At 62.9% G+C, this 22877-nt stretch carries 29 protein-coding genes; 13 read left to right on the top strand and 16 right to left on the bottom strand.

Translation table 11 applies throughout. The features are described from left to right. Positions 1-58: 58 nt before the first annotated feature. Positions 59-715 carry an OmpW family protein gene (locus WC704_RS13180; RefSeq protein ID WP_372890606.1) on the bottom strand — a complete coding sequence of 219 codons (657 nt, stop codon included), beginning with the start codon at positions 713-715 and terminating at the stop codon, positions 59-61. 135 nt (positions 716-850) lie between these two features. Between WC704_RS13180 and WC704_RS13185 the strand changes: the two genes are divergently transcribed. The 8 genes from WC704_RS13185 (at position 851) to WC704_RS13220 (ending at position 9125) form a co-directional block, all read left to right on the top strand. Next, positions 851-2356, top strand: coding sequence for a PAS domain S-box protein (locus tag WC704_RS13185; RefSeq protein ID WP_372890608.1), 1506 nt, complete (start codon positions 851-853; stop codon positions 2354-2356). Continuing rightward, a complete protein-coding gene (locus tag WC704_RS13190; RefSeq protein WP_372890610.1) occupies positions 2353-2976 on the top strand; it encodes a response regulator transcription factor in 624 nt (207 codons plus the stop codon). Before WC704_RS13185 ends, WC704_RS13190 begins: the two co-directional genes overlap by 4 nt. Positions 2977-3048: 72 nt before the next feature. Beyond that, entirely contained in the window at positions 3049-3426 is a 378-nt protein-coding gene (locus WC704_RS13195; protein WP_372890611.1) for a response regulator, read from the top strand. Between the two features lie 208 nt (positions 3427-3634). Beyond that, complete coding sequence (locus WC704_RS13200) at positions 3635-4708, top strand: type III polyketide synthase (RefSeq protein ID WP_372890612.1); 1074 nt, start codon at positions 3635-3637, stop codon at positions 4706-4708. After that, positions 4705-5391, top strand: a complete 687-nt coding sequence (locus tag WC704_RS13205) for a methyltransferase domain-containing protein (RefSeq protein WP_372890614.1) — start codon at positions 4705-4707, stop codon at positions 5389-5391. The genes WC704_RS13200 and WC704_RS13205 overlap by 4 nt, the downstream gene beginning before the upstream one ends. Then, positions 5370-6500 (top strand): NAD(P)/FAD-dependent oxidoreductase, encoded by a 1131-nt coding sequence (locus WC704_RS13210; protein ID WP_372890616.1) that lies wholly within the window; start codon positions 5370-5372, stop codon positions 6498-6500. The genes WC704_RS13205 and WC704_RS13210 overlap by 22 nt, the downstream gene beginning before the upstream one ends. A 4-nt stretch (positions 6501-6504) precedes the next feature. Then, positions 6505-6927 (top strand): peptide-methionine (R)-S-oxide reductase MsrB, encoded by a 423-nt coding sequence (msrB, locus tag WC704_RS13215; RefSeq protein ID WP_372890617.1) that lies wholly within the window; start codon positions 6505-6507, stop codon positions 6925-6927. Between the two features lie 56 nt (positions 6928-6983). Further along, the gene (locus tag WC704_RS13220) at positions 6984-9125 is read left to right on the top strand and encodes a transglycosylase domain-containing protein (RefSeq protein ID WP_372890619.1); all 2142 of its coding nucleotides are present in this window, start codon (positions 6984-6986) and stop codon (positions 9123-9125) included. Here the strand turns inward: WC704_RS13220 and WC704_RS13225 are convergent. The 3 genes from WC704_RS13225 to WC704_RS13235 are packed head-to-tail and all read right to left on the bottom strand — an operon-like array spanning position 9101 to position 10806. Next, the gene (locus WC704_RS13225; protein WP_372890621.1) at positions 9101-9775 is read right to left on the bottom strand and encodes a M48 family metallopeptidase; all 675 of its coding nucleotides are present in this window, start codon (positions 9773-9775) and stop codon (positions 9101-9103) included. The two genes, WC704_RS13220 and WC704_RS13225, sit on opposite strands and share 25 nt — an antisense overlap. Further along, complete coding sequence (locus WC704_RS13230; RefSeq protein ID WP_372890622.1) at positions 9772-10203, bottom strand: YcgN family cysteine cluster protein; 432 nt, start codon at positions 10201-10203, stop codon at positions 9772-9774. The genes WC704_RS13225 and WC704_RS13230 overlap by 4 nt, the downstream gene beginning before the upstream one ends. Before the next feature lie 9 nt (positions 10204-10212). Then, positions 10213-10806: an SCO family protein gene (locus WC704_RS13235; protein ID WP_372890623.1), complete on the bottom strand. Its 594-nt coding sequence runs from the start codon at positions 10804-10806 to the stop codon at positions 10213-10215. 88 nt (positions 10807-10894) lie between these two features. On the opposite strand from WC704_RS13235, the gene WC704_RS13240 reads away from it, so the two are divergent. Next, positions 10895-11512 carry an ankyrin repeat domain-containing protein gene (locus WC704_RS13240; protein WP_372890624.1) on the top strand — a complete coding sequence of 206 codons (618 nt, stop codon included), beginning with the start codon at positions 10895-10897 and terminating at the stop codon, positions 11510-11512. Positions 11513-11516: 4 nt separating this feature from the next. Here WC704_RS13240 and WC704_RS13245 read toward each other — a convergent pair whose 3' ends face one another. From WC704_RS13245 to WC704_RS13295, 11 genes are all read right to left on the bottom strand, one after another. Next, positions 11517-12005 carry an MmcB family DNA repair protein gene (locus WC704_RS13245; RefSeq protein ID WP_372890626.1) on the bottom strand — a complete coding sequence of 163 codons (489 nt, stop codon included), beginning with the start codon at positions 12003-12005 and terminating at the stop codon, positions 11517-11519. A 49-nt stretch (positions 12006-12054) separates the two neighbouring features. Continuing rightward, positions 12055-12690: a cell wall hydrolase gene (locus WC704_RS13250; RefSeq protein ID WP_372890627.1), complete on the bottom strand. Its 636-nt coding sequence runs from the start codon at positions 12688-12690 to the stop codon at positions 12055-12057. A gap of 154 nt (positions 12691-12844) precedes the next feature. Next, the gene (locus tag WC704_RS13255; protein ID WP_372890628.1) at positions 12845-13186 is read right to left on the bottom strand and encodes a DUF1491 family protein; all 342 of its coding nucleotides are present in this window, start codon (positions 13184-13186) and stop codon (positions 12845-12847) included. Beyond that, on the bottom strand, positions 13183-13656 hold the full coding sequence (locus WC704_RS13260; protein ID WP_372890630.1) for a PaaI family thioesterase: 474 nt from the start codon (positions 13654-13656) through the stop codon (positions 13183-13185). Before WC704_RS13260 ends, WC704_RS13255 begins: the two co-directional genes overlap by 4 nt. Then, the gene (locus WC704_RS13265; RefSeq protein WP_372890633.1) at positions 13643-14110 is read right to left on the bottom strand and encodes a PTS sugar transporter subunit IIA; all 468 of its coding nucleotides are present in this window, start codon (positions 14108-14110) and stop codon (positions 13643-13645) included. Before WC704_RS13265 ends, WC704_RS13260 begins: the two co-directional genes overlap by 14 nt. 120 nt (positions 14111-14230) lie before the next feature. After that, a complete protein-coding gene (gene hpf / locus WC704_RS13270; RefSeq protein ID WP_372890635.1) occupies positions 14231-14821 on the bottom strand; it encodes a ribosome hibernation-promoting factor, HPF/YfiA family in 591 nt (196 codons plus the stop codon). Positions 14822-14905: 84 nt separating this feature from the next. Beyond that, on the bottom strand, positions 14906-15595 hold the full coding sequence (gene dnaQ / locus WC704_RS13275; RefSeq protein ID WP_372890637.1) for a DNA polymerase III subunit epsilon: 690 nt from the start codon (positions 15593-15595) through the stop codon (positions 14906-14908). A gap of 7 nt (positions 15596-15602) precedes the next feature. Continuing rightward, positions 15603-16199, bottom strand: a complete 597-nt coding sequence (gene coaE / locus WC704_RS13280) for a dephospho-CoA kinase (RefSeq protein ID WP_372890639.1) — start codon at positions 16197-16199, stop codon at positions 15603-15605. Continuing rightward, positions 16196-17008, bottom strand: coding sequence for a shikimate dehydrogenase (locus WC704_RS13285; protein ID WP_372890642.1), 813 nt, complete (start codon positions 17006-17008; stop codon positions 16196-16198). Before WC704_RS13285 ends, coaE begins: the two co-directional genes overlap by 4 nt. After that, positions 17005-17601, bottom strand: a complete 597-nt coding sequence (locus WC704_RS13290) for a nucleoside triphosphate pyrophosphatase (RefSeq protein WP_372890644.1) — start codon at positions 17599-17601, stop codon at positions 17005-17007. The genes WC704_RS13285 and WC704_RS13290 overlap by 4 nt, the downstream gene beginning before the upstream one ends. Then, complete coding sequence (locus WC704_RS13295; RefSeq protein WP_372890645.1) at positions 17598-18425, bottom strand: pyruvate, water dikinase regulatory protein; 828 nt, start codon at positions 18423-18425, stop codon at positions 17598-17600. Before WC704_RS13295 ends, WC704_RS13290 begins: the two co-directional genes overlap by 4 nt. 314 nt (positions 18426-18739) lie before the next feature. Here WC704_RS13295 and hemE point away from each other — a divergent pair, with 314 nt between their 5' ends. The 4 genes from hemE (at position 18740) to WC704_RS13315 (ending at position 22367) form a co-directional block, all read left to right on the top strand. Continuing rightward, positions 18740-19762, top strand: a complete 1023-nt coding sequence (gene hemE / locus WC704_RS13300) for a uroporphyrinogen decarboxylase (RefSeq protein ID WP_372890646.1) — start codon at positions 18740-18742, stop codon at positions 19760-19762. Next, a complete protein-coding gene (locus WC704_RS13305) occupies positions 19759-20226 on the top strand; it encodes a CopD family protein (RefSeq protein WP_372890648.1) in 468 nt (155 codons plus the stop codon). The genes hemE and WC704_RS13305 overlap by 4 nt, the downstream gene beginning before the upstream one ends. Positions 20227-20394: 168 nt before the next feature. After that, on the top strand, positions 20395-21651 hold the full coding sequence (gene rho / locus WC704_RS13310) for a transcription termination factor Rho (RefSeq protein ID WP_010405952.1): 1257 nt from the start codon (positions 20395-20397) through the stop codon (positions 21649-21651). Between the two features lie 86 nt (positions 21652-21737). Beyond that, positions 21738-22367 (top strand): YjbE family putative metal transport protein, encoded by a 630-nt coding sequence (locus WC704_RS13315; RefSeq protein ID WP_372890650.1) that lies wholly within the window; start codon positions 21738-21740, stop codon positions 22365-22367. Here WC704_RS13315 and WC704_RS13320 read toward each other — a convergent pair. Beyond that, complete coding sequence (locus WC704_RS13320) at positions 22364-22846, bottom strand: methylated-DNA--[protein]-cysteine S-methyltransferase (protein ID WP_372890651.1); 483 nt, start codon at positions 22844-22846, stop codon at positions 22364-22366. The two genes, WC704_RS13315 and WC704_RS13320, sit on opposite strands and share 4 nt — an antisense overlap. Positions 22847-22877: the final 31 nt, after the last annotated feature.

Here is a 22877-nt window from a genome sequence, read left to right on the forward strand (position 1 = left end):
TACAGACACAAAAAAGCGCCCAGGCCCCATCATGAGGCCCGGGCGCTTTTTCATCGAGTCAAAGCTTGAAGCCGAGCCCGATACCGAAGATCAGCGGATCGATGTCAACGCGCGCGGTGTTGATCGCGCCGCCGGTATTGAGCCGAGCGTTGGTCTTCAGCCCCACATATTTGATGTCGAGGTTGAGAAATACCTTCTTGGTAATGTCGATATCGGTACCCGCCTGCAGGACGTAGCCGAAGCTGTTCGACAGATGGACATTGGTCGGCCCGACCGCCCTGACCAGATCAGAGTCCGCCTTGCTGGCATAAAAGATCGTGTAATTGACGCCGGCACCGACATAGGGGCGGATCTTGGTATCGGGCAGGAAGTGATATTGCAGCGTCAGCGTTGGCGGCAATACCCACGTCTTGGCGATCTTGGGAACGCCGGACAATGTGCCGCGTCCCTCGATCTTGTGCTCGGTCGTTGCCAGAATAAGCTCGGCACCGATATGCTTGGTCGCCATATAGGTGAAATCGATTTCGGGCATTACCGCGTCCGACACGCCGAGCTTGCTGCCCGGGAAGCCCGGGGTCACCGCACTGCTCCGTTCGGTCGGCGACACGACGATGGCGCGGACGCGCACCAGAACATCGCCCTTTTCGGCATAAGCCGGCGACGCGACGATCGCCGCAGAAACGGCTGCGAGCGCCAATATTTTATGTGTGCGCATAGGGTCCTCCGTGTTTAAATCCTGAGCCGGGAAGTATGAGCCTTGCGGACCGGCGGATTTGATCCCGCGCAAAACAAGAGCATAGGTAGATTCACGGATGGGACACCGATAACGGCGGAGGGCAAAGACATGGACATGGCGATAGGTGACACGGTCGACCCCGAAACGCTCGCGCTCTTTGTATCGGGCGCGACGGATCGCGCCATGTTTGTGCTCGACCCTGAGGGACGAATCCGCTCGTGGAATGCGGGCGCGGAAATTCTGTTCGGCTATCGGCCCGATACCGTTATCGGCAAGGACGGCGACCGGCTCTATAGCGTGCGGGATCGCGCGGAGGCCAAACCGACGCTCGATCTCGCGATGGTGCGCGAGCGCGGTCGCCTGCGCGAGAGCACGTGGCGGGTGCGCCAGGATGGTTCCGAATTTTTCGCCGACGTTGCCATCAGCGCGATCCACGGGGCCAACGGTACGCTGCGCGGCTTCGGGCAGATGATCTACGACATTACCGGGCGAAAGGCCGCCGCCGCAGCACTGGCACGCAGCGAATTGCACCTGCGGTCGATCCTTGCCACCGTCCCCGATGCGATGATCGTCATCGACGAGCGCGGCATTATCCTGTCGTTCAGCAGCGCCGCCGAGCGCCTGTTCGGCTATAGCGAAGCCGAAGTGGTGGGCGCAAACGTCGATATTCTAATGCCCCCGTCTGATGCGGCGCGGCATGATCGCTACCTCGCGCATTATCGCGAAACGGGCGAGCGGCGCATCATCGGTATCGGTCGCATCGTGGTTGGGCAGCGCCGCGACGGAACCGAATTTCCGATGAAATTGTCGGTGGGGGAAGCGAATAGCGATGGGCACCGCATCTTTACCGGCTTCATTCACGATCTGACCGAACAGCAACATGCAGAACTGCGGTTGAAGGAGCTTCAGTCGGAATTGATCCACGTCTCCCGCCTGAGCGCGATGGGTACGATGGCTTCAACGCTGGCGCATGAGCTCAACCAGCCGCTCACCGCGATCGCCAATTATCTGGAAGCCGGTCGCGAGTTGCTCGAAGCGAACGATAAAGAAGCCGCAGCGCTGCTGCGCGAAGCGATCGAGGAATCGGCCAACGAAGCCTTGCGCGCGGGAAAAATCGTCCGCCGCCTGCGCGATTTCGTCGCGCGCGGCGAGGTCGAACGGCGCGAGGAGGATCTCCCGAAGCTGATCGACGAAGCGAGCCGACTCGCGCTGATTGGTGCGCGCGAACGGGGCGTGCGCGCGCTCTTTGAGTTGGCGCCCGACGTCACGTCGATCACCGTTGACCGGATTCAGATCCAGCAGGTGCTGGTCAATCTCATCCGCAACGCCATTGATGCCGTGGCGGGGCAAGAGGTCCGCGACATCACGATCGCGACCCGCGCGCAGGAGCATGGCATGGTCGAAATTTCGGTCGCCGATACCGGTCCGGGTCTTGCTCCGGATATTGCCGCCCGGCTGTTCCAGGCCTTCGCCACGACCAAGCCAACCGGCATGGGATTGGGCCTGTCGATTTGCCGCACGATCGTGGAAGCCCATCGCGGACAAATCCGTGCCGAACCACGCCCTGGCGGCGGAACAGTTTTTCGTTTCACTCTTCCGATTACGGACCCAGCAGCATGAACGAGCAGCGCCTGATCCATGTCGTGGACGATGACGATTCGGTACGTCGTTCAGCAGGGTTTCTGCTGCGTACCTCGGGCTATGCGGTACGATTGCATACCTCTGGCGTCGCGTTTCTGCGCGAACTCAAGGCTGCGGAGCCCGGTTGTATCCTGCTCGACGTCCGTATGCCCGAAATCGACGGTCTCGCCGTGCAGGAGGAATTGGTCGCACGCGGCGTAACCATGCCCGTGATTATTCTGACAGGACATGCCGACGTTTCGATTGCGGTACAGGCCATGAAAGCGGGCGCGATCGATTTCATCGAAAAGCCGTTTGAAAAAGCGGTGCTGCTGGCAGCGATCGACCGCGCCTTTGCCCGGCTGGCCCATACCGACGCTGCAGCTCGATCCGGCGATGTCGCCAAGCTGTGGGTCGCCCGGCTGACCCCCCGCGAACAGGAAGTATTGGAACGGCTCGCGCAGGGCCTGCCGAACAAGACCATCGCCTATGATCTGGGCATTTCCCCGCGCACGGTCGAGGTTCACCGCGCCAATGTGATGACCAAGCTGGAGGTCCATGCGCTGTCGGATGCGTTGCGCATCGCCTTTGCGGCGGGGCTCGGGGGAAAGCAACCCTAGGATGACTACGTAAAGACCGGATCGCCGACCATCGGGCAGTGCTTCCCTGCAATGATATGGGAGAGCGATCTAATGGACGAAGATTGCGCGGTCGATACCGGACCGCGTCCACAATTGTTATTGGTGGAAGACGATGAAGGCGTACGGCGCTCGCTGCATCTGCTGTTGCATTGGCGCGGCTTCGATGTGCGCTCCTACGCCAGCGCGCGCGCACTGCTCGACGATACCGATATTTCGGCGGCGGAATGGCTGGTGACCGATTACCGCTTGCCGGATGGCGATGGAATCGGGGTGCTCCGGTCGATGCAACGGCGTAATTGGCATGGCCGATCGATCCTAATCACCGCCTATCCGGACCCGACACTGCGCGCGGTTGCCAGCATGAACGGATTTCACGCCGTGCTCGATAAGCCGATTCGCCAGCATGAATTGATCGCTGCGTTGACGTAACCATCCCCCCTTGCGGGGGCCACGCGACCGGGAGAGGACTGGCATCGGGGGCACACCAAATTTTCATTGCACCTGCGCGTCGCAATTCGGTACCCACTCGTAAGGACCAGTTGAGAATGCGCAGCGTTGCCGCCTTTTCGGATCGTAACGGGCGGCGTAACGTTGTTGCAGGATCGGATGCTCCCACCCGCCCCTGCAAAGGCCCCTTTTGTCCAGCATTGCCCATATCGCCGCGATCGGCACCGCCGTTCCCGCGCATGACATCCATGAGGCTTTCATTAGCTGGGCACGCGCGCGCTTGCCCGACGTCCGCACGGCGCGCGTGTTCGACCGGATGGCGGCGCGCGCCGCGATCACGCATCGCTGGTCGGTGCTGCCGGTCGGGGCGGATGGCGGCTCGCCCGTCGATCCAGACGGCTTCTACGCCAAGGATGTCCTGCCCGGCACCGCCGAGCGGATGCGCCTTTATGCACAGGCAGCACCCGCGCTGAGCATCGCTGCGATCGAAGCACTGCGCGCGCAGGTGGCACTCGACGGCATCACCCATCTGGTCGTGGCGAGCTGCACCGGCTTTGTTGCACCGGGTATCGACCAGATCGTTGCGCGTGAAATCGGCCTGGCGCCCTCGGTCGAACGGCTGCTGGTCGGCTTCATGGGATGTTACGCTGCCGTCGCCGCCTTGCGCAGCGCGCGCCATATCGTGCGCTCGGATGCTGCGGCGCGCGTGCTGGTGATCTGTGTCGAACTGTCCACGTTGCATTTGCAGGATAACCCCGCGCTCGAGCCGCTGCTGGCCATGCTGCAATTCGGCGATGGCGCGGCTGCGGCGCTCGTCACCGCCACGCCCGCGGGCCTTGCGCTCGGCACTCCCTTTGCAACCACGCTCCCGGATTCGGCGGACTTGATCCGCTGGGACATTACCGACCGTGGCTTTGCGATGCATTTGTCGGGCGAGGTTCCCGCGCGGATCGCCGCCGGGTTGAACGATCCGGCCTTCGCCACCGCCGCCACCGGCGGACGCCCAACACTCGAGATCGATGGTTGGGCCGTTCACGCGGGCGGGAGATCGATCCTCGACGCGGTCGAACATAGCCTGAACTTGCCCGAGCACGCCCTCGCTGCATCGCGCGCGGTGCTTTCGGCTTATGGCAACATGTCGTCGGCGACGCTGATGTTCGTGCTCGCGCGGTTGCTGGCTGGGCCGCCGATTCGCGAGGGCGTGGCGCTCGCCTTCGGCCCTGGCCTCGCCGCCGAGGGCTTCGGCTTCCGGAGCGCGGCATGAGCCTGCGCACGCGCGCCATCGCCGAAGAGCTGATGGATGCCGACGATCTCGATCCAGAAATCTACACAGCGGTGGTCGGCGATCTTGCCAAGGTCAATGTCGTCACGATGGCCGCACGCCCAACGCTCGATTTTCTAAGGCGAGGGACGGCGGGGATGCGGCGTTTCAAACTGCTCGATGTTGGTTTTGGCGATGGCGACATGCTGCGGCGAATCGCGCGCTGGGCGGCGCGGCGCGGGCTCGTTGCCGATCTGGTTGGCGTCGATCTCAATCCGCGCAGCGCACGCGCCGCTACCGCCCATAGCCCGGCGGAGCTGGGGATCCGCTATACCACCGGCGATTATGCCGATCTGGCGGGTGGCGAGTGGGATTTTATTATTTCCAGCCTGGTCGCGCATCATATGACACACGACCAGTTGATCGCTTTCCTGCGCTTCATGGACCGCGAAAGCGCACGCGGGTGGTTGGTCAATGACCTCCATCGCCACGGATTTGCGCATTTCGGTTTCCCGATCCTGGCGACACTCGCCCGTTGGCACCCGATCGTGAAACATGACGGGACATTGTCGATCGCCCGCTCCTATCGCCCCGACGAATGGCCCCCCCTTCTGGCGGAGGCTGGCGTCGATGCGCAGGTTTACCGCACTTTCCCGTTCCGGCTGTGCGTCGAACACGTGCGCTGATCGTCGGCGGCGGCCCGGCGGGCGCAAGCGCCACGATCGTTTTGGCGCGCGCGGGGGCGCCGCATCTGCTGGTCGAGCGCAACCGTGAAACCGGCGATGCGATCTGCGGCGGTTTCCTGAGTTGGCGCACGCTCGAATCGCTGCGCGCGCTCGGCGTGGCGCCCGACGCGCTTGGCCCGGCGCGTATCACCTCCCTAAGGCTGATCGCGGGTGAACAGATGGTCGAAACACCGCTGCGCCGGGCCGCGCACGGCGTATCGCGCCGCCTGCTGGACAGCGTGCTGCTGCAACGTGCCATCGACGCAGGGGCTGCGGTTGAACGCGGGGTGACGGTGCGCGCGGTCGATCACTTGATGGCGCGGTTCGACGACGGGGCGGATCTCGCAAGCGACGCGCTGTTCCTTGCCAGCGGCAAGCATGACGTGCGTGGGTGCGCCCGCCCGGCCGAGGCGCGCGGTCGCGACCCAGCGCTTGGCCTGCGAGTCCGACTGGAGGCGACACCTGGGCTTGAACGGCTGATCGGCGACGCGATCGAGCTGCATCTGTTCGATCGCGGCTATGTCGGCATTGTCCGGCAAGAGGATGGCAGCGCCAATGTCTGCCTGGCGGTGCATCGCTCGGCGATGCTCGAAGCGGGCTCGCCTGCGGCCTTGTTCGACCAACTCGCACGCCGCCACCCCCGGCTGGGTGAACGGCTCGCGTATCGCAGCGACAGCCTGCCGATCGATGCCATCGCCAACATCCCTTATGGCTGGCGCACGCGCGGCGGCACGCCCGGAATTTTCCGCCTGGGCGATCAGGCTGGCGTCATCCCGTCGCTCGCGGGGGAAGGCATGGGCATCGCCATCGCCAGCGGTATCCGCTCGGCCCATGCCTATCTTGCCGGTGGACCGGATGCAGCGGTCGCGTTCCAGACGCGCTTCGCCCGCGCGACGGCTCGGCCGATCCGCCTGGCCGGGCTGGTGCGCGATGCCGCCGAACGCCCCGGCCTGGCCGCCGCCGTCCTGCCCGTGCTGGCCCGCCTTCCCCGCCTGATCGATACGATTGCCGCATTGACGCGGATCGGGCATTCCCCGCTTGACCGCACCCGCGTGCCACAGGATCATTAGCTCTATGCAACACTTCACCCTGTCAGAAACCGAATGGCGCAAAAAATTGAGCCTCGAGGCGTATCACGTCCTGCGTGAGGCCGGGACCGAGCGCGCCTTTTCCGGGCGTTATAACAACAACAAGGCCGACGGTATGTATCGGTGCGGCGGGTGCGCGCAGCCGCTGTTCGATTCGGCCGACAAATATGATTCGGGGTCGGGCTGGCCCAGCTTTACCCAGCCAATTTCGCCCGAATATGTATCCGAACATACCGATCGCACCCACGGCATGACCCGGACCGAGGCGCGCTGCGCGCGGTGCGACGGGCATCTTGGCCATGTCTTCCCCGATGGCCCGCCGCCAACGGGCCTGCGGTATTGCATGAATTCGCTCAGCCTGGATTTTCGCGCCCGGGGGAGCGTTGACAGCGACGAAACGCATGGTTGATTCATGCGGCTACGGCTTGTCGGAATGACCGACAAAGCCTAACGCTGCAGCGCTTCATGGCCCGCTCCTATTTCTCCGCCCCTCGCTCCGCGCGTGTGCCTCTGTGGCGCAAGCGCCTGGTTTTGGCCGCACAACTTGGCGGCGGCCTTGCGCTGCTCGCGTTTCTGGCGCTGCTCATCACCGTCTATGTTTCGAAAGGACAGTTGCCGAGCTTCGACGAGCTGAAATCCTCACCCAACGGCCAGATGATCCGCGTTCATGCCGCCGACGGTACAGTAATCGTGTCGATGGGCCCAAGCTATGGCGAATGGCTGCCCTATGACCGGATCCCCACGGTGATGCGCGACGCGATGATTTCGGTCGAGGATCGCCGCTTCCGCTCCCATCCCGGTGTCGATCCGATCGGGATGGCGCGCTCGGTCCAGGTCAGGCTGGAGCGCGGGCACTGGAGGCAGGGCGGGTCGACCATTACGCAGCAGCTCGCGCGCAACATCTTCCTCAATTCCAGCAAAAAATTCGGCCGAAAGATCCGCGAGGGCATTCTCGCACTCGCGCTGGAGCGCAAGTTCAGCAAGGATCAGGTCCTCGAACTGTATCTCAACAAGGTCTATTTCGGCGGCGGGGCATACGGCATTGATGCTGCTTCGCGGAAATTCTTCGGCCACGGCGCCGAGCATCTGAGCCTGACCGAAGCGGCGGTCATCGCCGGGCTGGTCAAGGCCCCGTCCAATTACTCGCCGACCGCCGACATCGATGCCGCTCGTGGTCGCGCTGGCGTTGTGCTCAAGCTCATGCAGCAAACCGGGGTCATCACTGCTGCTCAAGCCGGCGAGGCGCGGGTTGACCAAATCGCGTTTGTGCCCGAAGCGCGCCAGAACAGCGTGCGCTACTTTACCGATTGGGCGCTGCCGCAACTCGAACTTCTGATCGACGAAACCCAGCGGCCGCTGGAAGTGTGGACGACGCTCGACCTCAACATGCAGCGCACCGCCGATGCCGCGATCCGCGACAATGCGCCCAAGGGTGCGCAAGGCGCCCTGGTGGCAATCGACCGCGATGGTGCCGTCCGCGCGATGGTTGGCGGCACCGATTACGTCACCTCCAACTATAATCGCGCGACGCAGGCAGAGCGGCAGCCGGGTTCGGCGTTCAAGCTGTTCGTTTATCTCGCCGCACTTGAAGCCGGGCATAAGCCCGAGGATCAGGTGGTCGATGAACCCGTGACGATCGACGGCTGGAGCCCGCGCAACGATTCACGCCACAATAGCGGCGCGATGTCGCTGCGCACCGCCTTTGCCTATTCGGTCAACACCGTTGCGGCCAAGCTCGGACAGGAAATCGGCTTCAGCACGATCGCCGACATGGCGCGACGCTTCGGTATTACCACCAAGGTCAACACCCATCCCTCGATGGTGTTGGGGTCGTCGGAGGTCCGCCTGCTCGACATGACGCGTGCCTTTGCCAGCGTCGGCAACAAGGGGGTGGCCGTAACGCCTTATGGCATCACCAAGGTGACCGCTGCGGGCGAGACGATTTATGCGCAATCGGTCGATACCAGCCATGTGCTCGTCGCACCGTATGTCGCCGCCGAAATGACCGATCTGCTGCAGACCACCGTCAATACCGGCACCGGCAAAGCCGCGCAAATCGGTCGTCCGGTTGCGGGCAAAACCGGCACCACGACTTCGGGCAAGGATGGCTGGTTCCTGGGCTTTTCCAGCGGGCTGACGACCGGCGTGTGGATGGGCCGCGACGATGCCAAGCCGATCGCCGGCTTGCATGGCGGCACCGCACCCGCGCGCGCCTTTGCCGCGTTCATGAAGCCCGCCGTTGCAAACCGCCCGGTCGAGCAGTTCGACACCAAGGTGACGCTGCCCGAATTCCAGCTCGAACCCGACCAGGAATCCTATTTTGGCGAGGCCGATAACGGCCTGTTCGTCGATGCCGATGGCAATCCGGTCGATCCCGATCAGGCACCGCCCGCCCAACCGGGCCAGCGCGTCGATGCCGATGGCAACCCGATCGAGACGCGCCCGCCGCAGCAATCCGACACGCCGCCTGCAGAAAAGAAAAAGGGCGATGGCGACAAGCTCGACCAAGCCTGGCTTGATCGTGTTCTAGGCCGCGACGGCCCGCGCCCGGCCCCGAGCCCTACGCACGCCCCCGCTGACCGTCAGGATTCGCGCCCGACCCAGTGAATCGCGGCACCATTGGCGCGCAACCAGCGGCGGGATTCCTCGGGGTTCCGCTCGTCGAGCAACGCCAGTACGCGGTAGAAATGCGCGCTGTGGTTCATGTGCAGCCGGTGCGCCACCTCATGCGCGACGGTCGAGCGGCGCACAAAATCGGGCATCAGGATCAGCCGCCAGCTATAGCGGATCGTGCCGTTCGAGGCGCAACTGCCCCAGCGCGTTTTGGGATCGCCGATCGCGACCTCCGTCACGCTAACCCCGGCACGCGCCGCGAACTCCGCCGTCTCCGCGCTCAGCACGCGCGACGCCTCGCGTTTCAACCACAGCAGTACGCGCCGCGACAGGCCATCGCGCGTGCCGCCGCACCGCAGCACCCCGGCATCCCGCTCGACACGCCGCGCGGCGGTTTCCTCCCACAGGATCGTCAAATGTCCGTCGCCAAAGGGAATGCGTGCGCCCGGCTCGAACGGCAGCGCCTGCGGCAGGCGCGCGCGCTGCGCGGCGATCCACGCGGCCTTGCCCTCGGCCCAGGCCAAAGCCGCTTTCAACGGCGCGCGCGGCGGCAACACCAGCCGTACCCGGCCCGTCGCCGAATCCACCGATAGCCGTGCTCGCCGCGCCCGCGCGTTGCGCACAACCTCGAGCGGCGCGCTCACAATTCGCGATCGACCAGATGATATTCGAGCTCGCCGGCATCATCCTCCGACACCGTCCAGCCGCGCACCGATTGCCCGGCCCGGTGCACCGCCTCGCGATCCCCGCAAACCAAATAGTGCCAGTCGTAAAGCGGCTCGTCCGCCGCGCGCAGCCGGTACGCACAGGTCGCAGGCAGCCAATCGATCGTGCGCACGTTCGAGCGGCTCAGGCGCACGCATTCGCTGACATAGGCGTGGCGATGCTTATAGTTGGAGCACAACGCCGTCTCGCGATCGAGCAAGCGGCACGAGACGTTGGTCGGCAACAGCTCGCCCGTTTCCTCATCCTCCAGCTTGTGGACGCAGCATTTGCCGCAGCCGTCGCACAACGCCTCCCACTGCCCGCGATCGAGCGTGTCGATCGGCTCTTCCCAGAAGCGGCTAGTCATCGGCGTGGCTCATCGTACCCAGCGGTCGAGTTCGGTCGCGACGTCCTGCGGCGTCTTGTCCTGCGGCAACAAGGCGACAGGCTTGCCCGCCGGGTCCATGAGATAGGCAAAGCGCGCGTGCGCGACGAGATAGCCGCCCTCTGCATTGGGCTTTTCCGCCTCGAAATACGCGGCATAGGCCTTGGCTACCGCCGCGATTGCTTGCGGGCTTCCGGTCAAACCGACCATGCGCGGGTGGAAAGCGGACACAAAGGTTTTCAGCACGGTCGGCGTGTCGCGCGCGGGATCGACCGTGACAAAGATCGGTACGACCTTGGCCCCCCGCACCGGGTCCTTCGCCTCGAACACCCGCAATCCCGCACCGATGGTTTGCATATCGGTCGGGCATACGTCCGGACAAAAGGTGTAACCGAAATACATGATCCGATAATGCCCCGCAAAATCGCGGTCGGTGCGGACATGCCCATTCTGGTCGGTCAGCGTGAAGGGCCCGCCCAGCGCAGCGCCATCGAGCGGTGGACGGGCCGGTGTGGCGGGGCCGCTACAGCCGACCGGCAAAACTGCAAGAAGCAGGATGGAGAGCGCGCGGGCGATGTCGTTCATAGCGTCGCCAGACATGATCTGTTAGGGTCGCGGGTGCAAGCTTTGCGCAAATCCGCTCGTATCTCGCGACCATGCCAGGACGTTTTCGATGACCCTCCGCACCGCCTCCATCGCCGTTGCCCTGATCGCGGCGGCACCGCTAGCGCTTGTTTCCGGCCCTGCTGCCGCCCAGCTTGGCCAATCGGAAGGCTATAAGTTTCTTCAGGCGATCAAGGACGCCAAGAATGACGAAGTCATCGCCTTTCTCGACAAGCCCGGTGCGACCGTGGTCAACACACGCGATCCAGGTACGGGTGAAGGTGCGATCCACATCGTCGTGCGGCGCGGCGATGTAGCCTATCTCAATTATGTGCTTTCAAAGGGCGCTGACCCCAATTTGCGCGATCGGCGGGGCGAATCGGGCATTTTGCTGGCGGCGCGTCTTGGGCGACAGGAGATGGTCCAGATTCTCGCCAAGGGTGGTGCCAATATTAACCTTGCCAATGCGAGCGGCGAAACCGCGCTGATTGTCGCGGTGCAACGGCGCGACACAGTGATGGTGCGCGCCTTGCTCGATCTTGGGGGCGACCCTGACCAGGCCGATCGACTCCAGGGATTTTCCGCCCGCGATTATGCCCATCAGGATGGCCGGGCCTCGGCCATCGCCACGATGATCGACGCCACGCCGAAAAAGGAACGGCGCGCGGTTTCCGGCCCAAAACTCTAACCGCCTAGCCCAGCCCGATATCTGCATCGGGATCGGTCAATCCGATCAACCGCCGTCCCGCGCGTCGCCCGAACGAAAGCGTGGCGCGTTTGCGCACGGCGGCGGGCAGCGGCACGCTATGTGCCTCGCGCACAATCGCCGCATCGTAGCGATCCGCAACGATGATGCCGGTGCGTTCGGGCAAAAAAGCCGTTCCATGAAGCGGAGAAATATCGAACCCGCTTGGCACCGCCCAATAATAGCGGTCACAACAGCCAAGATAGTCGGTCCACTTGCCATCGCCGAGCAAATCCGCTCGCGAAACCTTGATCTCGATGATGACGATCTGCCCGCGCGCATCGATCGCCATCAAATCGGCGCGGCGATTGCCGTCCAGAGGAACCTCTGTCAGCGCCACCAGATCGTGTCGCAACAGCATCCGGATCGTGCCGCGCGCAACATGCGCAGCACTCAGCGGCCCATCGAAGGCAGGGTCAGGAAATGACGAAAGCATTTCCCGACTTTAGAACATTCGGCGAACACGTCAAACGTGGCCAGCGCGCTTAACGGAAAAAGACGTGATTCCCGATCGCGGCAACCTGCTCACGATGCCAGCCCGTCGCAATGCCGCGCGCATGGAAATACATCGCGCCCGACGCAGGGCTGTCCCACACGTCGGCAAGGGCGACGCGTGCAACCGCAAGCGCGGTGCGATATTGCTTGTTCTGCGAAATGGCCGGAACACGACCGCCGCGCACGAACGAAAATTGGCCGGGCTGCTTCACCACCGAGCAAACCGTCTTGGGAAAACGGCCCGACTTGGACCGGTTCAGGATAACCTCGGCAACGGCAAGCTGGCCACTGAGCGGTTCGCCCTTGGCTTCGAAATAAATGGCGCCCGCCATGCACTGCAGATCATCATCGATCGTTTCAGGAAGCGCCTGTGCTGCCACCGCAGCGTCGAGCGTAGGATAGATAACCTCGTCATCATCCTGCTGACCAGCGGCGCTATCGTTAGCCGCGTCTGCGGGCGCAGGGGCAACCGCAGGATTCAGAACAGGTTGGGGAACGGGAGGCTGGGACTGGGCGTTGATAACGCGACCAAGGTCCTGAGCGAAGCCGGGGGTCCCGAGGCCGATGAGGGCGGCGACGGCAAAAGAAAACGCCGCAAAGCTTGCGACGCGATTCGAAAACGACATGAACACTACAAAAATGCGGTTGGTGCGCGAACAGGATCGACTCGATTGTCACCCCGCCGGACAGCCCCCCGACTGCGTAACCTGGTCGGATCGCACCCGACACGGCACAACGCACGTGGCTAATACCCTCCTTCTAGGGGGAGAAACGATCTGGTCAACCAAACGCGATCGTTTCTGCGGCGAATCGTTCCGCTGACGCGATGTCCAGTTCAACCACCCACAAATCGGGATCGCGGGCGCGACGCCTGCGCCAATAGGCTTCGCGCTGCGTAATATCGCCTGGATCGGCGGGGCCGGTCTCGACCAAAGCGGGCGCGCCCGTGGGGCCGATCGCGCGCTCCATCACCTTGGACAAACCCATAGTATCGTTCAAAATCAAAAGAATAGATCCAGATTCGGCATCGCCGCGCGCGCGCACCATCCCCATTCCGCCCGCATCGTTCACGCGTTTGAGCAACGCCGATATCAGGATACCCGTCGGCAGCGATCCGGTCACACCGCACCGTAGCCAGGCAAACCCGCCAGCGCTATCCGCGAGCGCATGAAGGTTCCGGTGCCTCGCGCGGCCTCTTCGCCATCGGCATCGATCAAGCGAGCCTCCGCGACGAAGACGCGCCGCTGGCCAGAAATCCAGCGCCCCTCTGCCACGACCGGACCTTCGCGCAGCGGTTTCGTCAGCAACAGGTTGAAGGCCGTCGTCAGCAAAAACCGGTCGGTCACCAGGCTGTTGGCGGCGTAAAAAGCGGCGTCGTCGAGCATTTTGAAATAGCTCGTGCCGTGCGCCGCGCCGCCGGCGTGAAAGTACCGCTGGTCGATCACAAAATCGATCCGCGCGACGCCGGGCTGGGGGATGGTCAGTGTTGATTCAAACAAGCGATTGATGGGTGCCGCCGCGTATAGGGACTCGAGCGCGCGGAAATGTGCGGCCTGGCCCGAAGGCACCGTTGTCGGATCAGGCTGCGTCACGAACCTGCTCTGCGGTCAGCAAGGCAACCAGGGCATCGCGCGACCCCGCGCCGCGCAGCTTCTCGACCAGCAACTGATCCCGCAAGGTCCGCGAAACCCGTGCCAGTGCCTTGAGATGGGTGGCCCCGGCATCGGGCGGCGACAGCAGCATGAATACGATATCGACCGGAAGATCATCCACTGCATCAAAATCGAGCGGATGGGCCAAACGTGCGAACACCCCACACACCTGCGTCAAACCCGAGACCCTGCCGTGCGGCGTCGCAACGCCCCCGCCGAATCCGGTCGATCCCAACTTTTCGCGCGTCGTCACCGCCTCCAGAACGGTCGCGGTGTCGAGCCCGTAAACGCTCCCCGCAACCGCCGCCATCTGTTGAAACAAGGCCTTGCGCGTCCCGATGCTCACCCGTTCCAGAACGGCATCGGGGGCCAGAATATCATGCAGGTCGGTCATTGCGATCCTTATGCCCCGTCCGGTTGGGGCTTTGGCGGCCAATAGCGCCGATCCCGAACCCGCGAAAGCGCGAGCATCCCGCTGGGAAATGCTCGCGCCCTTGCTCGATCAGGTTCTCGATCAGGCTTGGCGCTGCGGTTCGACCCAACCGATCGTACCGTCGCCACGGCGATAGACCATATTATAGGTCCCGGAGCCGCTGTTGCGGAACAGCAATGCAGTCGTATTGCGCAAATCGAGCATCATCACTGCATCGGACACCGATGCGTCGGGGACATCCACGCGCGTTTCGGCGACGATCAGGGGATAATCCTCAACCTCCTCCTCGGCCGCGGGCTCCTGAAAAACGGTGTAGCCCGCATTGTCGGCGATAATCCCGTCATTCACGGTGATGGCCGCAGCCGCGCCCGCGCTGCGGTCCTTCAAACGACGCATGTAGCGCCGGAGCTGCTTTTCGATCTTGCTGGCGGCCCCTTCAAAGGCGGCATGGGCCTCGGACGCATCACCGCGCCCTTTCAGGATCAAACCCTGCATGACGTGCGCGACGATATCGCAGGTGAAGCGGTTGTCGTGCGGCCCCTTGCCGAAGGTGACCTGCGCGGAAATGGCGCGCGCGAAATATTTGGTGGCGATGGCTTGGAGCCGGTCGTCGACATGGGTCTTGAGCGCCGCGCCCGTTTCGACCTGATGGCCGGAAACCCGAATATCCATGAACCTTCTCCTTCAATGAGCCGCCGTCGCTATGGCGATCGTCAGCCGGCAGTTGACACCTTCCGGGTGCCACGGCCCCCCAAATCACATCGCGTGGTCGCTCCCCCACAAAGGATTGACCACGGTCTTCAAGAAGGCCGCATGGCGTGCGCGCTCCTCCTCGCTGACACTGAACACGCGCGGCGGTCGTATGACCGCCGGACTGGCCGATACGGTTGGGGCTTCCTCCACCACCGCTTCGCTGACCAGGCCCAGACCAATCTGTCGACCGCCGGTCAACTCGACATAGACCTGGGCGAGCAACTGTGCGTCGAGCAAGGCTCCGTGCAACGTGCGATGGCTGCGATCGATCCCGTAGCGGCTGCACAAGGCATCCAGGCTGTGCTTGGCCCCAGGATGGCGCATCCGCGCCATCGCGACGGTATCGACCATCCGATCCATCGCAACGGTGGTGCGCCCGCACCGCTTCAGTTCGCCGTTGAGAAAGCCGAAGTCGAAGCTGGCATTGTGCGCGACAAGCGGACTGTCGCCGATAAACTCGAGCAGATCGTCGACCAGATGCGGGAAGAGCGGCTTGTCGGCGAGGAAAGCGTCGCTCAACCCGTGGACGCGTTGCGCCTCGGCCGGCATCGACCGTTCGGGATGAAAATAGGCGTGGAACGTGCGCCCGGTCTCGACCCGGTTGACCATCTCCAGACAACCGATTTCCACCATGCGATCGCCATCGGCAAAACTGAAGCCGGTGGTCTCTGTGTCGAAGACGATCTCACGCATAGGGATATTATAGTGGGACGTCGCGGGCCGCTAAGCAAGCGATGATGGAATGTACCGCGCGACGTGTATCCTCATGCGTGCCATCGGTCGGCACGACAAAATCGGCGCGCGTGACCTTATCGGCATTGGGCATTTGGCGCGCATGAATCGAATCGAGCTTTTCCGGGGACATACCCGGCCTGGCAAGGACGCGTGCCCGCTGCACATCGGGCGGTGCGGATACCACCACCACCGTATCGACCCGGGCTTCGCCGCCGGTTTCGAACAATAAGGGGACGTCGAACACGACCATCTGCGCGTCGGCGTGCCGCGCGAGGAATGCGGCGCGTTCCGCCGCCACCGCCGGATGAACGATCGCCTCGAGTCGCGCGAACGCACCGGGATCGTTCAGTACCATCTGGCTCAATCGTGCACGGTCCACCCCATCGGGCCCGGTCGATCCGGGAAAGGCCGCCTCGATTGCGGTAACGAGTCGCCCGCCTTTGGCTTGCAGCCGGTGCACCGTGGCGTCGGCATCGAACACCGGAATGCCGGCTTCGGCAAACATCGCCGCCACGGTCGATTTGCCCATCCCGATCGACCCGGTCAGGCCAATCGTAATCATGCCGTCAACAGCGCGCGCAGCCGCTCGTCGCTGGACTCGTCGCGCGGTGGCGATACACCGAAGAACAGTTCGAACGCCAACGCCGCCTGCCCGATCAGCATGTCGAGCCCATCGACCGTTTCCAGATCCCGCGCGCGCGCCGCCGCAAGCAACGGCGTTTCCAGCGGCGCATAGACGACGTCATATACGACCGCATCCTCGGGCAGTGGATCGAGATCGAGATCGAGCGGTGCCTGCCCAACCATGCCGAGCGCACTGGCATTGACCAGCAACGCCGCCGGGGGCAGCGTGGCGTCGAGTGGCAGCGCCTTGCCCTTCAGTCCGAAGGACGAGAGCAACGCCGCCGCCTTCAACACATTGCGGTTGAGGATGGTGACCGGGCCAACCCCAAGCCGCGACAGCGCGAACAGCACCGCGCGCGCCGCGCCGCCCGCCCCGACCACGATGATGGGCGCGCCTGTCAGATCCATCTCGGCAATCGGCGCATAAAAGCCGGCGGCATCGGTATTGGTGCAGGCCAGCGTACCATCCTCACCGCGAAAAACGGTGTTGGCGGCGCCGATGGTGCCCCGTACATTACCCGGATCGGCGATATGATCGAGCACCGCTCCCTTATGCGGAATCGTAACGTTACACCCGCGCCAATCAGGATTGCCCGCGCGTTCTGCGAAATACGCGGCGAGCCCATCGGCGGTGACATGGCAGGCGGCATAGCGCGCCTCCAGCCCCAGCGCTTCGATCCAGAAGCCGTGGATCAGCGGTGATTTGGAATGGCTGATCGGATCCCCGATCACCTCGGCAAACATCATGACGTCATCACCCCGCGTACCCGCAGATAATCCAGCACCGGCAACAGCGGTAAGCCGAGCACGGTGAACTGGCTGCCTTCGATTCGGCTGAACAATTGAGCCCCTGGCCCCTCGATCCGATAACATCCGACGCACCCCGATATTTCGGGCCATTCCAGATCGAGATACGATTCGATGAACGCGTCCGACAGGGGGCGCACATGCATCCGCGCACGATCGACCACGCGCCACACCGGGCGCCCGCCCTCGGCCATCACCGCCGCGCTGACCAATTCGTGCCGCTTGCCCGAGAGGCGCCGCAAATGGTCTGCCGCCTCGGCCCGGTTGCGCGGTTTGTCGAGCATCGACCCGTCCTCGAGCGCGACCACCGAGTCGCACCCCAACACCAACGCTTGCCCGTCCCCCGATGATATCTTGATTGCCTTCAGCTCGGCCAACGCATCGGCGAGGTCACGCGCGCCACAGCCATCACCGAGCAACGCCGCCTTTGCCGAATCCTCATCGACCCCGGCGGAAACCGCTTCAAACGGTACACCTGCCGCCGTCAGCATCGTGCGACGCGACGCGCTTTGCGACGCCAGGACAACTCTCATGGTTCACCACTCGTATCGCCGCGCCGTTCACCCACCAACGCGATGATCGCCGCCGCCGTTTCCTCGATTGAGCGCCGTGTCACATCGATCACCGGCCAGCCATTGTCGGCAAACATCCGCCGCGCAAACGCCACTTCGCGCGTGACCGCTTCCTGATCGACATAAGCAGTCTCGACCTTCTCGTTGAGCGAAAGCAATCGGTTACGCCGCACCTGAATCAGCCGGTCCGCGCTTGTCGTAAGCCCGACCACGATCGGATTCTTCAATGTGTAGAGGCTTTCGGGCGGTGGGCTTTCCAGCACGATCGGGATGTTGGCGGTCTTGAAGCCGCGATTGGCGAGATAGATCGACGTCGGCGTTTTCGACGACCGCGACACGCCCGCCAACACGATATCCGCTTCTTCCCAATCCTCCGCCAAAATCCCGTCATCATGCGCGATGGTGAACTGGATGGCATCCACCCGTGCGAAATAGGCAGCGTCGAGCACATGCTGCCGCCCGGGACGCGCCTTGGCCGCTTGGCCAAGCAACCCGGAAAGCGCCCCGGTCACGCCGTCAAGCGGAGCAACCGCCGGCAGGCCAAGCGCACGGCAGCGCGTCTCAAGTGTACGCCGCGTCTCGCTATTCACCAACGTGAACAGCACCAGCCCGGGATTTTGGGAGACTTCCTGAAGGATCCGCTCGAGATGTGCTTCAGTACGTACCATCGGCCAGAAATGCCGGATCGTCTCGACATCATCATATTGCGCAAGCGCGGCCTTGGCGATGTTCTCGAGCGTTTCGCCAGTCGAATCCGACAGCAGATGGAGATGCAGCCGCATCAAAAGGGCCGGGTGGACGATGCTGTGGACAACATGAGGAGAAGCGCTAGCGCAACTTTGCGATCCGGCAAAGCGGCTTGCCCACGGTGGACAACCCGCAGTTTATCCACAATCGAACGCACAGCGGGCGATTGTGCCAACACCCTGTGGATAATGGGGACAAAAATGCCGACTCACGCGAGAGTCGGCATTGCCAAAACGCCAGCCTGTTGGCTTTTCGGGGATGACGGCATAAGCCCCGCTATCGACGTGCCTACAACCACTTCATCCTTTCAAGATTCTAGAATCTTTTAGAAGAGGGTCAGACGATTCCGACCATGAAGAAGCCGCTCCTCGCCACGCTGCAAGGTGATCGTCAGCCGAGTCCCCCGGTTTGGCTCATGCGCCAGGCTGGCCGCTATCTCCCTGAATATCGGGCACTTCGCGCGGAAAAAGGTGGCTTTCTCGCGCTCGTCAACGACAGCGCCGCAGCAGCCGAGGTCACGATTCAACCGATCCGTCGCTTTGGCTTCGACGGCGCGATTCTGTTCTCGGATATCTTGATGGTGCCATCGGCGCTGGGCCAGAGTCTAAGCTTTGGCGTGGGCGAAGGTCCGGCACTGCAACCCGCACTGATCGATCATGCCCTGCAAGGCCTCCAGGCGGCGCCTGAGCGGCTCGATCCGGTTTACGAGACTGTGCGCCAGGTCACGGCACTGTTGCCGCCACAGACCACCTTTCTGGGCTTTGCGGGAAGCCCGTGGACCGTGGCTACCTATATGGTTGCCGGGCATGGCAGCCGTGACCAAAGCGAGACGCGACGCTTCGCTTATGCCGACCCAAAGGCGTTCGGGGAGATTATCACGGCGATCGCTTCGTGCACGGTCGACTATCTGTCAAAACAGATCGAGGCGGGTGTCGAGGCGGTGCAATTGTTCGACAGTTGGTCGGGCAGCCTCAGCCCGGCGCAGTTCGAACGTTGGGTGATCGCGCCCAATGCCGCGATCGTCAGTGCGTTGCACGATCGCCATCCGGGGGTGCCCGTGATCGGCTTTCCCAAAGGTGCGGGCGAGAAACTTGCGGCTTATGTCCGGGAAACCGCCGTCAACGCGGTCGGGCTCGACGAAACCGTCGATCCCGAATGGGCCGCAGCAACGCTGCCCCAGGATCTCCCCGTACAAGGCAATCTCGATCCGCTCGTGCTGATCGCCGGTGGCGCGGCGATGGAACAGGCTGCCGCGCGTATTCTTGCAGCCTTTGCCGACCGCCCCCATGTCTTCAATCTCGGGCACGGTATCCTGCAGGATACGCCGATTGCCCATGTCGAGCAGTTGCTCGCCTTTGTTCGGAGCGCTGGATGATTGGAATGCTCGGCAATGCCTATCCTTGGGTGAAGGCGGCGCATGTCATCTTCGTCGTGTTCTGGATGGCCGGCATGTTCATGTTGCCACGCTATCTCGTCTATCATCAGGAGGCGCTCACCAGCGGCGGGATCACTTCCCCCGAGGCAGCCTTGTGGGTCGATCGCGAACGCAAGATCCGCAATATCATCTTGACCCCTTCGATGATTATGGTGTGGATTCTGGGGCTGACGCTTGCCGCCAATATCGGTCTGTTTTCGGGGCAGGACGGGCTTGGCTGGCTGCACTTGAAGCTGGCGTTGGTTCTCGTCCTCAGCGGCTATCATGGCTGGGCGGTGGGCTATGCGCGCAAGCTCGCCGCGGGCAAACCGACGCTGACCGGGCGGCAGTTGCGCCTCATCAATGAAGTGCCGGCGGTGCTGGTGACTTTCATCGTCATTCTCGTGATCGTCCAGCCCTTCTGAGCAACCACGTCTCGCCTTGACGGGTGGGGCACGGCCCCGTATCTCACTCCAGTGTCGCGATGCGGCGGGTCAACCCGTTCGGTCGTGGCATCCTTCCTCTAGCATCGTCGCGTACCCTTCGCCGACTGAAGCTCTTTCCCCAGCATCCTTTATGCCCGGACGCCCGCAATGCATCTTAAAGACCTGAAAAACAAAAAGCCGGCCGAGCTGGTCGCGATGGCCGAAGAACTCGGCATCGAGAGCGCGTCGACGCTGCGCAAGCAGGATCTGATGTTCGCGATCCTCAAGGTCCAGGCCGAAGAGGGCGAACAGATCATGGGTCTGGGCACGATCGAAGTGCTGCCCGACGGTTTCGGCTTTCTGCGTAGCCCCGAAGCCAATTATCTGGCCGGGCCCGATGACATTTACATTTCGCCCAACCAGGTCCGTAAATTCGGCCTGCGCACCGGTGACACCGTCGAAGGCGAGATCCGCGGGCCCAAGGATGGCGAGCGCTATTTCGCCTTGGTCAAGCTGACCGCAGTCAATTTCGATGATCCCGAGGCGGTGCGCCACCGCGTCAATTTCGACAACCTCACCCCGCTCTATCCCGATGAGAAGCTGACGCTCGATCCGTCGGACCCGACGATCAAGGACAAGTCGGCGCGGGTGATCGACATCATTTCGCCGCAAGGCAAGGGTCAACGTACGCTGATCGTGGCGCCGCCGCGCGTCGGCAAGACGGTGATGCTGCAGAACATTGCCAAAGCGATCACCGACAATCACCCCGAGGTGTTCCTGATCGTCCTGTTGATCGACGAGCGCCCCGAGGAAGTCACCGACATGCAGCGTTCGGTCAAGGGCGAGGTGGTCAGCTCGACCTTTGACGAACCCGCCACGCGCCACGTGCAAGTGGCCGAAATGGTGATCGAAAAGGCCAAGCGCCTGGTCGAGCACAAGAAGGACGTGGTGATCCTGCTCGACTCGATCACGCGTCTCGGCCGTGCCTACAACACCGTCGTCCCTTCTTCGGGCAAGGTGCTGACCGGCGGCGTCGACGCCAATGCGCTCCAGCGTCCGAAGCGCTTCTTCGGTGCTGCGCGCAATATCGAGGAAGGCGGTTCGCTGTCGATCATCGCGACCGCGTTGATCGACACCGGCAGCCGCATGGACGAAGTCATCTTCGAAGAATTCAAGGGCACGGGTAACTCGGAAATCGTGCTCGACCGCAAGGTCGCCGACAAGCGCATCTTCCCGGCGCTCGACGTCGGCAAGTCGGGCACGCGCAAGGAAGAGCTGCTGGTCGACCAGAGCAAGCTGTCCAAAATGTGGGTGCTGCGCCGCATCCTCATGCAGATGGGCACGATCGATTCGATGGAATTCCTGCTCGACAAGATGAAAAATTCCAAGACCAACGAAGATTTCTTCGACAGCATGAATCAGTAAGCGAGGGTCCCGTCGGCGCTGTCATCGAGCTAAGTCCCCGGGACGGCATCGGGCTTTTGCTCGGTACGCGTTGTTGAAAGTAGTGCATGTTCAATATCGCGGACGTCTTCACCGCCGCTGGATTGGCGACGCTCGGTCAGGTGATCCTGATCGACCTGATCTTCTCGGGCGACAATGCGATGGTGCTCGGCACGCTCGCCGCTGGTCTGCCCTCCAAGCAGCGCAAGCAAGTGCTCGGCCTTGGCGTCGTGATGGCGATGGTGTGCCTGATCGGCTTTGCGCTGATCGCAACCCAGTTGCTGCATGTCGTTGGCTTGCTATTGGCTGGTGGGATTTTGCTATTGTGGGTTGCGTGGAAACTCTATCGCGAAATCGGCGCGACCGCCGAGGCGGCAAACGGTGACCATGCCGCGCCGAGGCAACACAAGACCTTCGCGCAGGCGGCGATTCAGGTCGCGATTACCAATTTGTCGCTGAGCCTGGACAATGTTCTGGCCGTGGCGGGGGCGGCACGCGAGCACCCAGCGGTGCTGTTCTTCGGGCTGGCCCTGTCGGTCACGCTGATGGCGGTCGCCGCTAACTTCATCGCGCGCATCATCGGGCGACATCACTGGATTGCCTATATCGGCTTGGCCGTCATTCTCTTCGTTGCCGGCCGGATGATTTACGACGGCGTCGTTGATCATGAAATTGGCGTGTTGCGGCTGCTTTTCTAAAGAAGCCGGTCGCGATGGCCGCGTCGTTCGAAATCGAGCAGCCAACGTTTGGTCGCAGGGCCCTCACCCGCCGAATACGCTCCCAAGGATCCATCGGCGTTGGTTACGCGGTGGCATGGCACGATGATCGGAAAGGGATTGCGCGCACAAGCCTGGCCAATTGCGCGCGGGCTTGATCCGATTGTGGCGGCAAGACGCCCGTAGCTCAGCACCTCGCCATAGCCGATTGCGATCATTGCATCGCGTAATATCTGGCCCCGGTCGGTTTGCGCATTCGCGAGCGGCAGATCGAACGCGGTGCGCTCCCCGGCGAACCATGCCTGAATTTGGTCGGCGGCGTCGCGAACCGGCGAAGCAGCGCCCAATTTCGGACCACCGCCCATTGCCTCGATTTTTACCGAAGTTACCGCTGTATCGTCACCATAAATCGTAACAACACCGACAGGCGTTGCGATCCGGGCTATATCGCGCGCATACATGGGCAGACTATGCAGCGTGGCGCAGGCCCGC

Source organism: Sphingomonas sp. (genome assembly GCF_041661885.1).
In the GTDB taxonomy this organism is placed as follows: domain Bacteria; phylum Pseudomonadota; class Alphaproteobacteria; order Sphingomonadales; family Sphingomonadaceae; genus Sphingomonas.

Bases quoted from the DNA above. Each gene is read 5' to 3' on its own strand.
- WC704_RS13180 (WP_372890606.1), bottom strand. From the start codon at position 715: ATGCGCACACATAAAATATTGGCGCTCGCAGCCGTTTCTGCGGCGATC.
- WC704_RS13185 (WP_372890608.1), top strand. From the start codon at position 851: ATGGCGATAGGTGACACGGTCGACCCCGAAACGCTCGCGCTCTTTGTA.
- WC704_RS13190 (WP_372890610.1), top strand. From the start codon at position 2,353: ATGAACGAGCAGCGCCTGATCCATGTCGTGGACGATGACGATTCGGTA.
- WC704_RS13195 (WP_372890611.1), top strand. From the start codon at position 3,049: ATGGACGAAGATTGCGCGGTCGATACCGGACCGCGTCCACAATTGTTA.
- WC704_RS13205 (WP_372890614.1), top strand. From the start codon at position 4,705: ATGAGCCTGCGCACGCGCGCCATCGCCGAAGAGCTGATGGATGCCGAC.
- msrB (WP_372890617.1), top strand. From the start codon at position 6,505: ATGCAACACTTCACCCTGTCAGAAACCGAATGGCGCAAAAAATTGAGC.
- WC704_RS13220 (WP_372890619.1), top strand. From the start codon at position 6,984: ATGGCCCGCTCCTATTTCTCCGCCCCTCGCTCCGCGCGTGTGCCTCTG.
- WC704_RS13230 (WP_372890622.1), bottom strand. From the start codon at position 10,203: ATGACTAGCCGCTTCTGGGAAGAGCCGATCGACACGCTCGATCGCGGG.
- WC704_RS13235 (WP_372890623.1), bottom strand. From the start codon at position 10,806: ATGAACGACATCGCCCGCGCGCTCTCCATCCTGCTTCTTGCAGTTTTG.
- WC704_RS13240 (WP_372890624.1), top strand. From the start codon at position 10,895: ATGACCCTCCGCACCGCCTCCATCGCCGTTGCCCTGATCGCGGCGGCA.
- WC704_RS13245 (WP_372890626.1), bottom strand. From the start codon at position 12,005: ATGCTTTCGTCATTTCCTGACCCTGCCTTCGATGGGCCGCTGAGTGCT.
- WC704_RS13250 (WP_372890627.1), bottom strand. From the start codon at position 12,690: ATGTCGTTTTCGAATCGCGTCGCAAGCTTTGCGGCGTTTTCTTTTGCC.
- WC704_RS13265 (WP_372890633.1), bottom strand. From the start codon at position 14,110: ATGACCGACCTGCATGATATTCTGGCCCCCGATGCCGTTCTGGAACGG.
- hpf (WP_372890635.1), bottom strand. From the start codon at position 14,821: ATGGATATTCGGGTTTCCGGCCATCAGGTCGAAACGGGCGCGGCGCTC.
- dnaQ (WP_372890637.1), bottom strand. From the start codon at position 15,595: ATGCGTGAGATCGTCTTCGACACAGAGACCACCGGCTTCAGTTTTGCC.
- coaE (WP_372890639.1), bottom strand. From the start codon at position 16,199: ATGATTACGATTGGCCTGACCGGGTCGATCGGGATGGGCAAATCGACC.
- WC704_RS13285 (WP_372890642.1), bottom strand. From the start codon at position 17,008: ATGATGTTTGCCGAGGTGATCGGGGATCCGATCAGCCATTCCAAATCA.
- WC704_RS13290 (WP_372890644.1), bottom strand. From the start codon at position 17,601: ATGAGAGTTGTCCTGGCGTCGCAAAGCGCGTCGCGTCGCACGATGCTG.
- hemE (WP_372890646.1), top strand. From the start codon at position 18,740: ATGAAGAAGCCGCTCCTCGCCACGCTGCAAGGTGATCGTCAGCCGAGT.
- WC704_RS13305 (WP_372890648.1), top strand. From the start codon at position 19,759: ATGATTGGAATGCTCGGCAATGCCTATCCTTGGGTGAAGGCGGCGCAT.
- rho (WP_010405952.1), top strand. From the start codon at position 20,395: ATGCATCTTAAAGACCTGAAAAACAAAAAGCCGGCCGAGCTGGTCGCG.
- WC704_RS13315 (WP_372890650.1), top strand. From the start codon at position 21,738: ATGTTCAATATCGCGGACGTCTTCACCGCCGCTGGATTGGCGACGCTC.
- WC704_RS13320 (WP_372890651.1), bottom strand. From the start codon at position 22,846: ATGTATGCGCGCGATATAGCCCGGATCGCAACGCCTGTCGGTGTTGTT.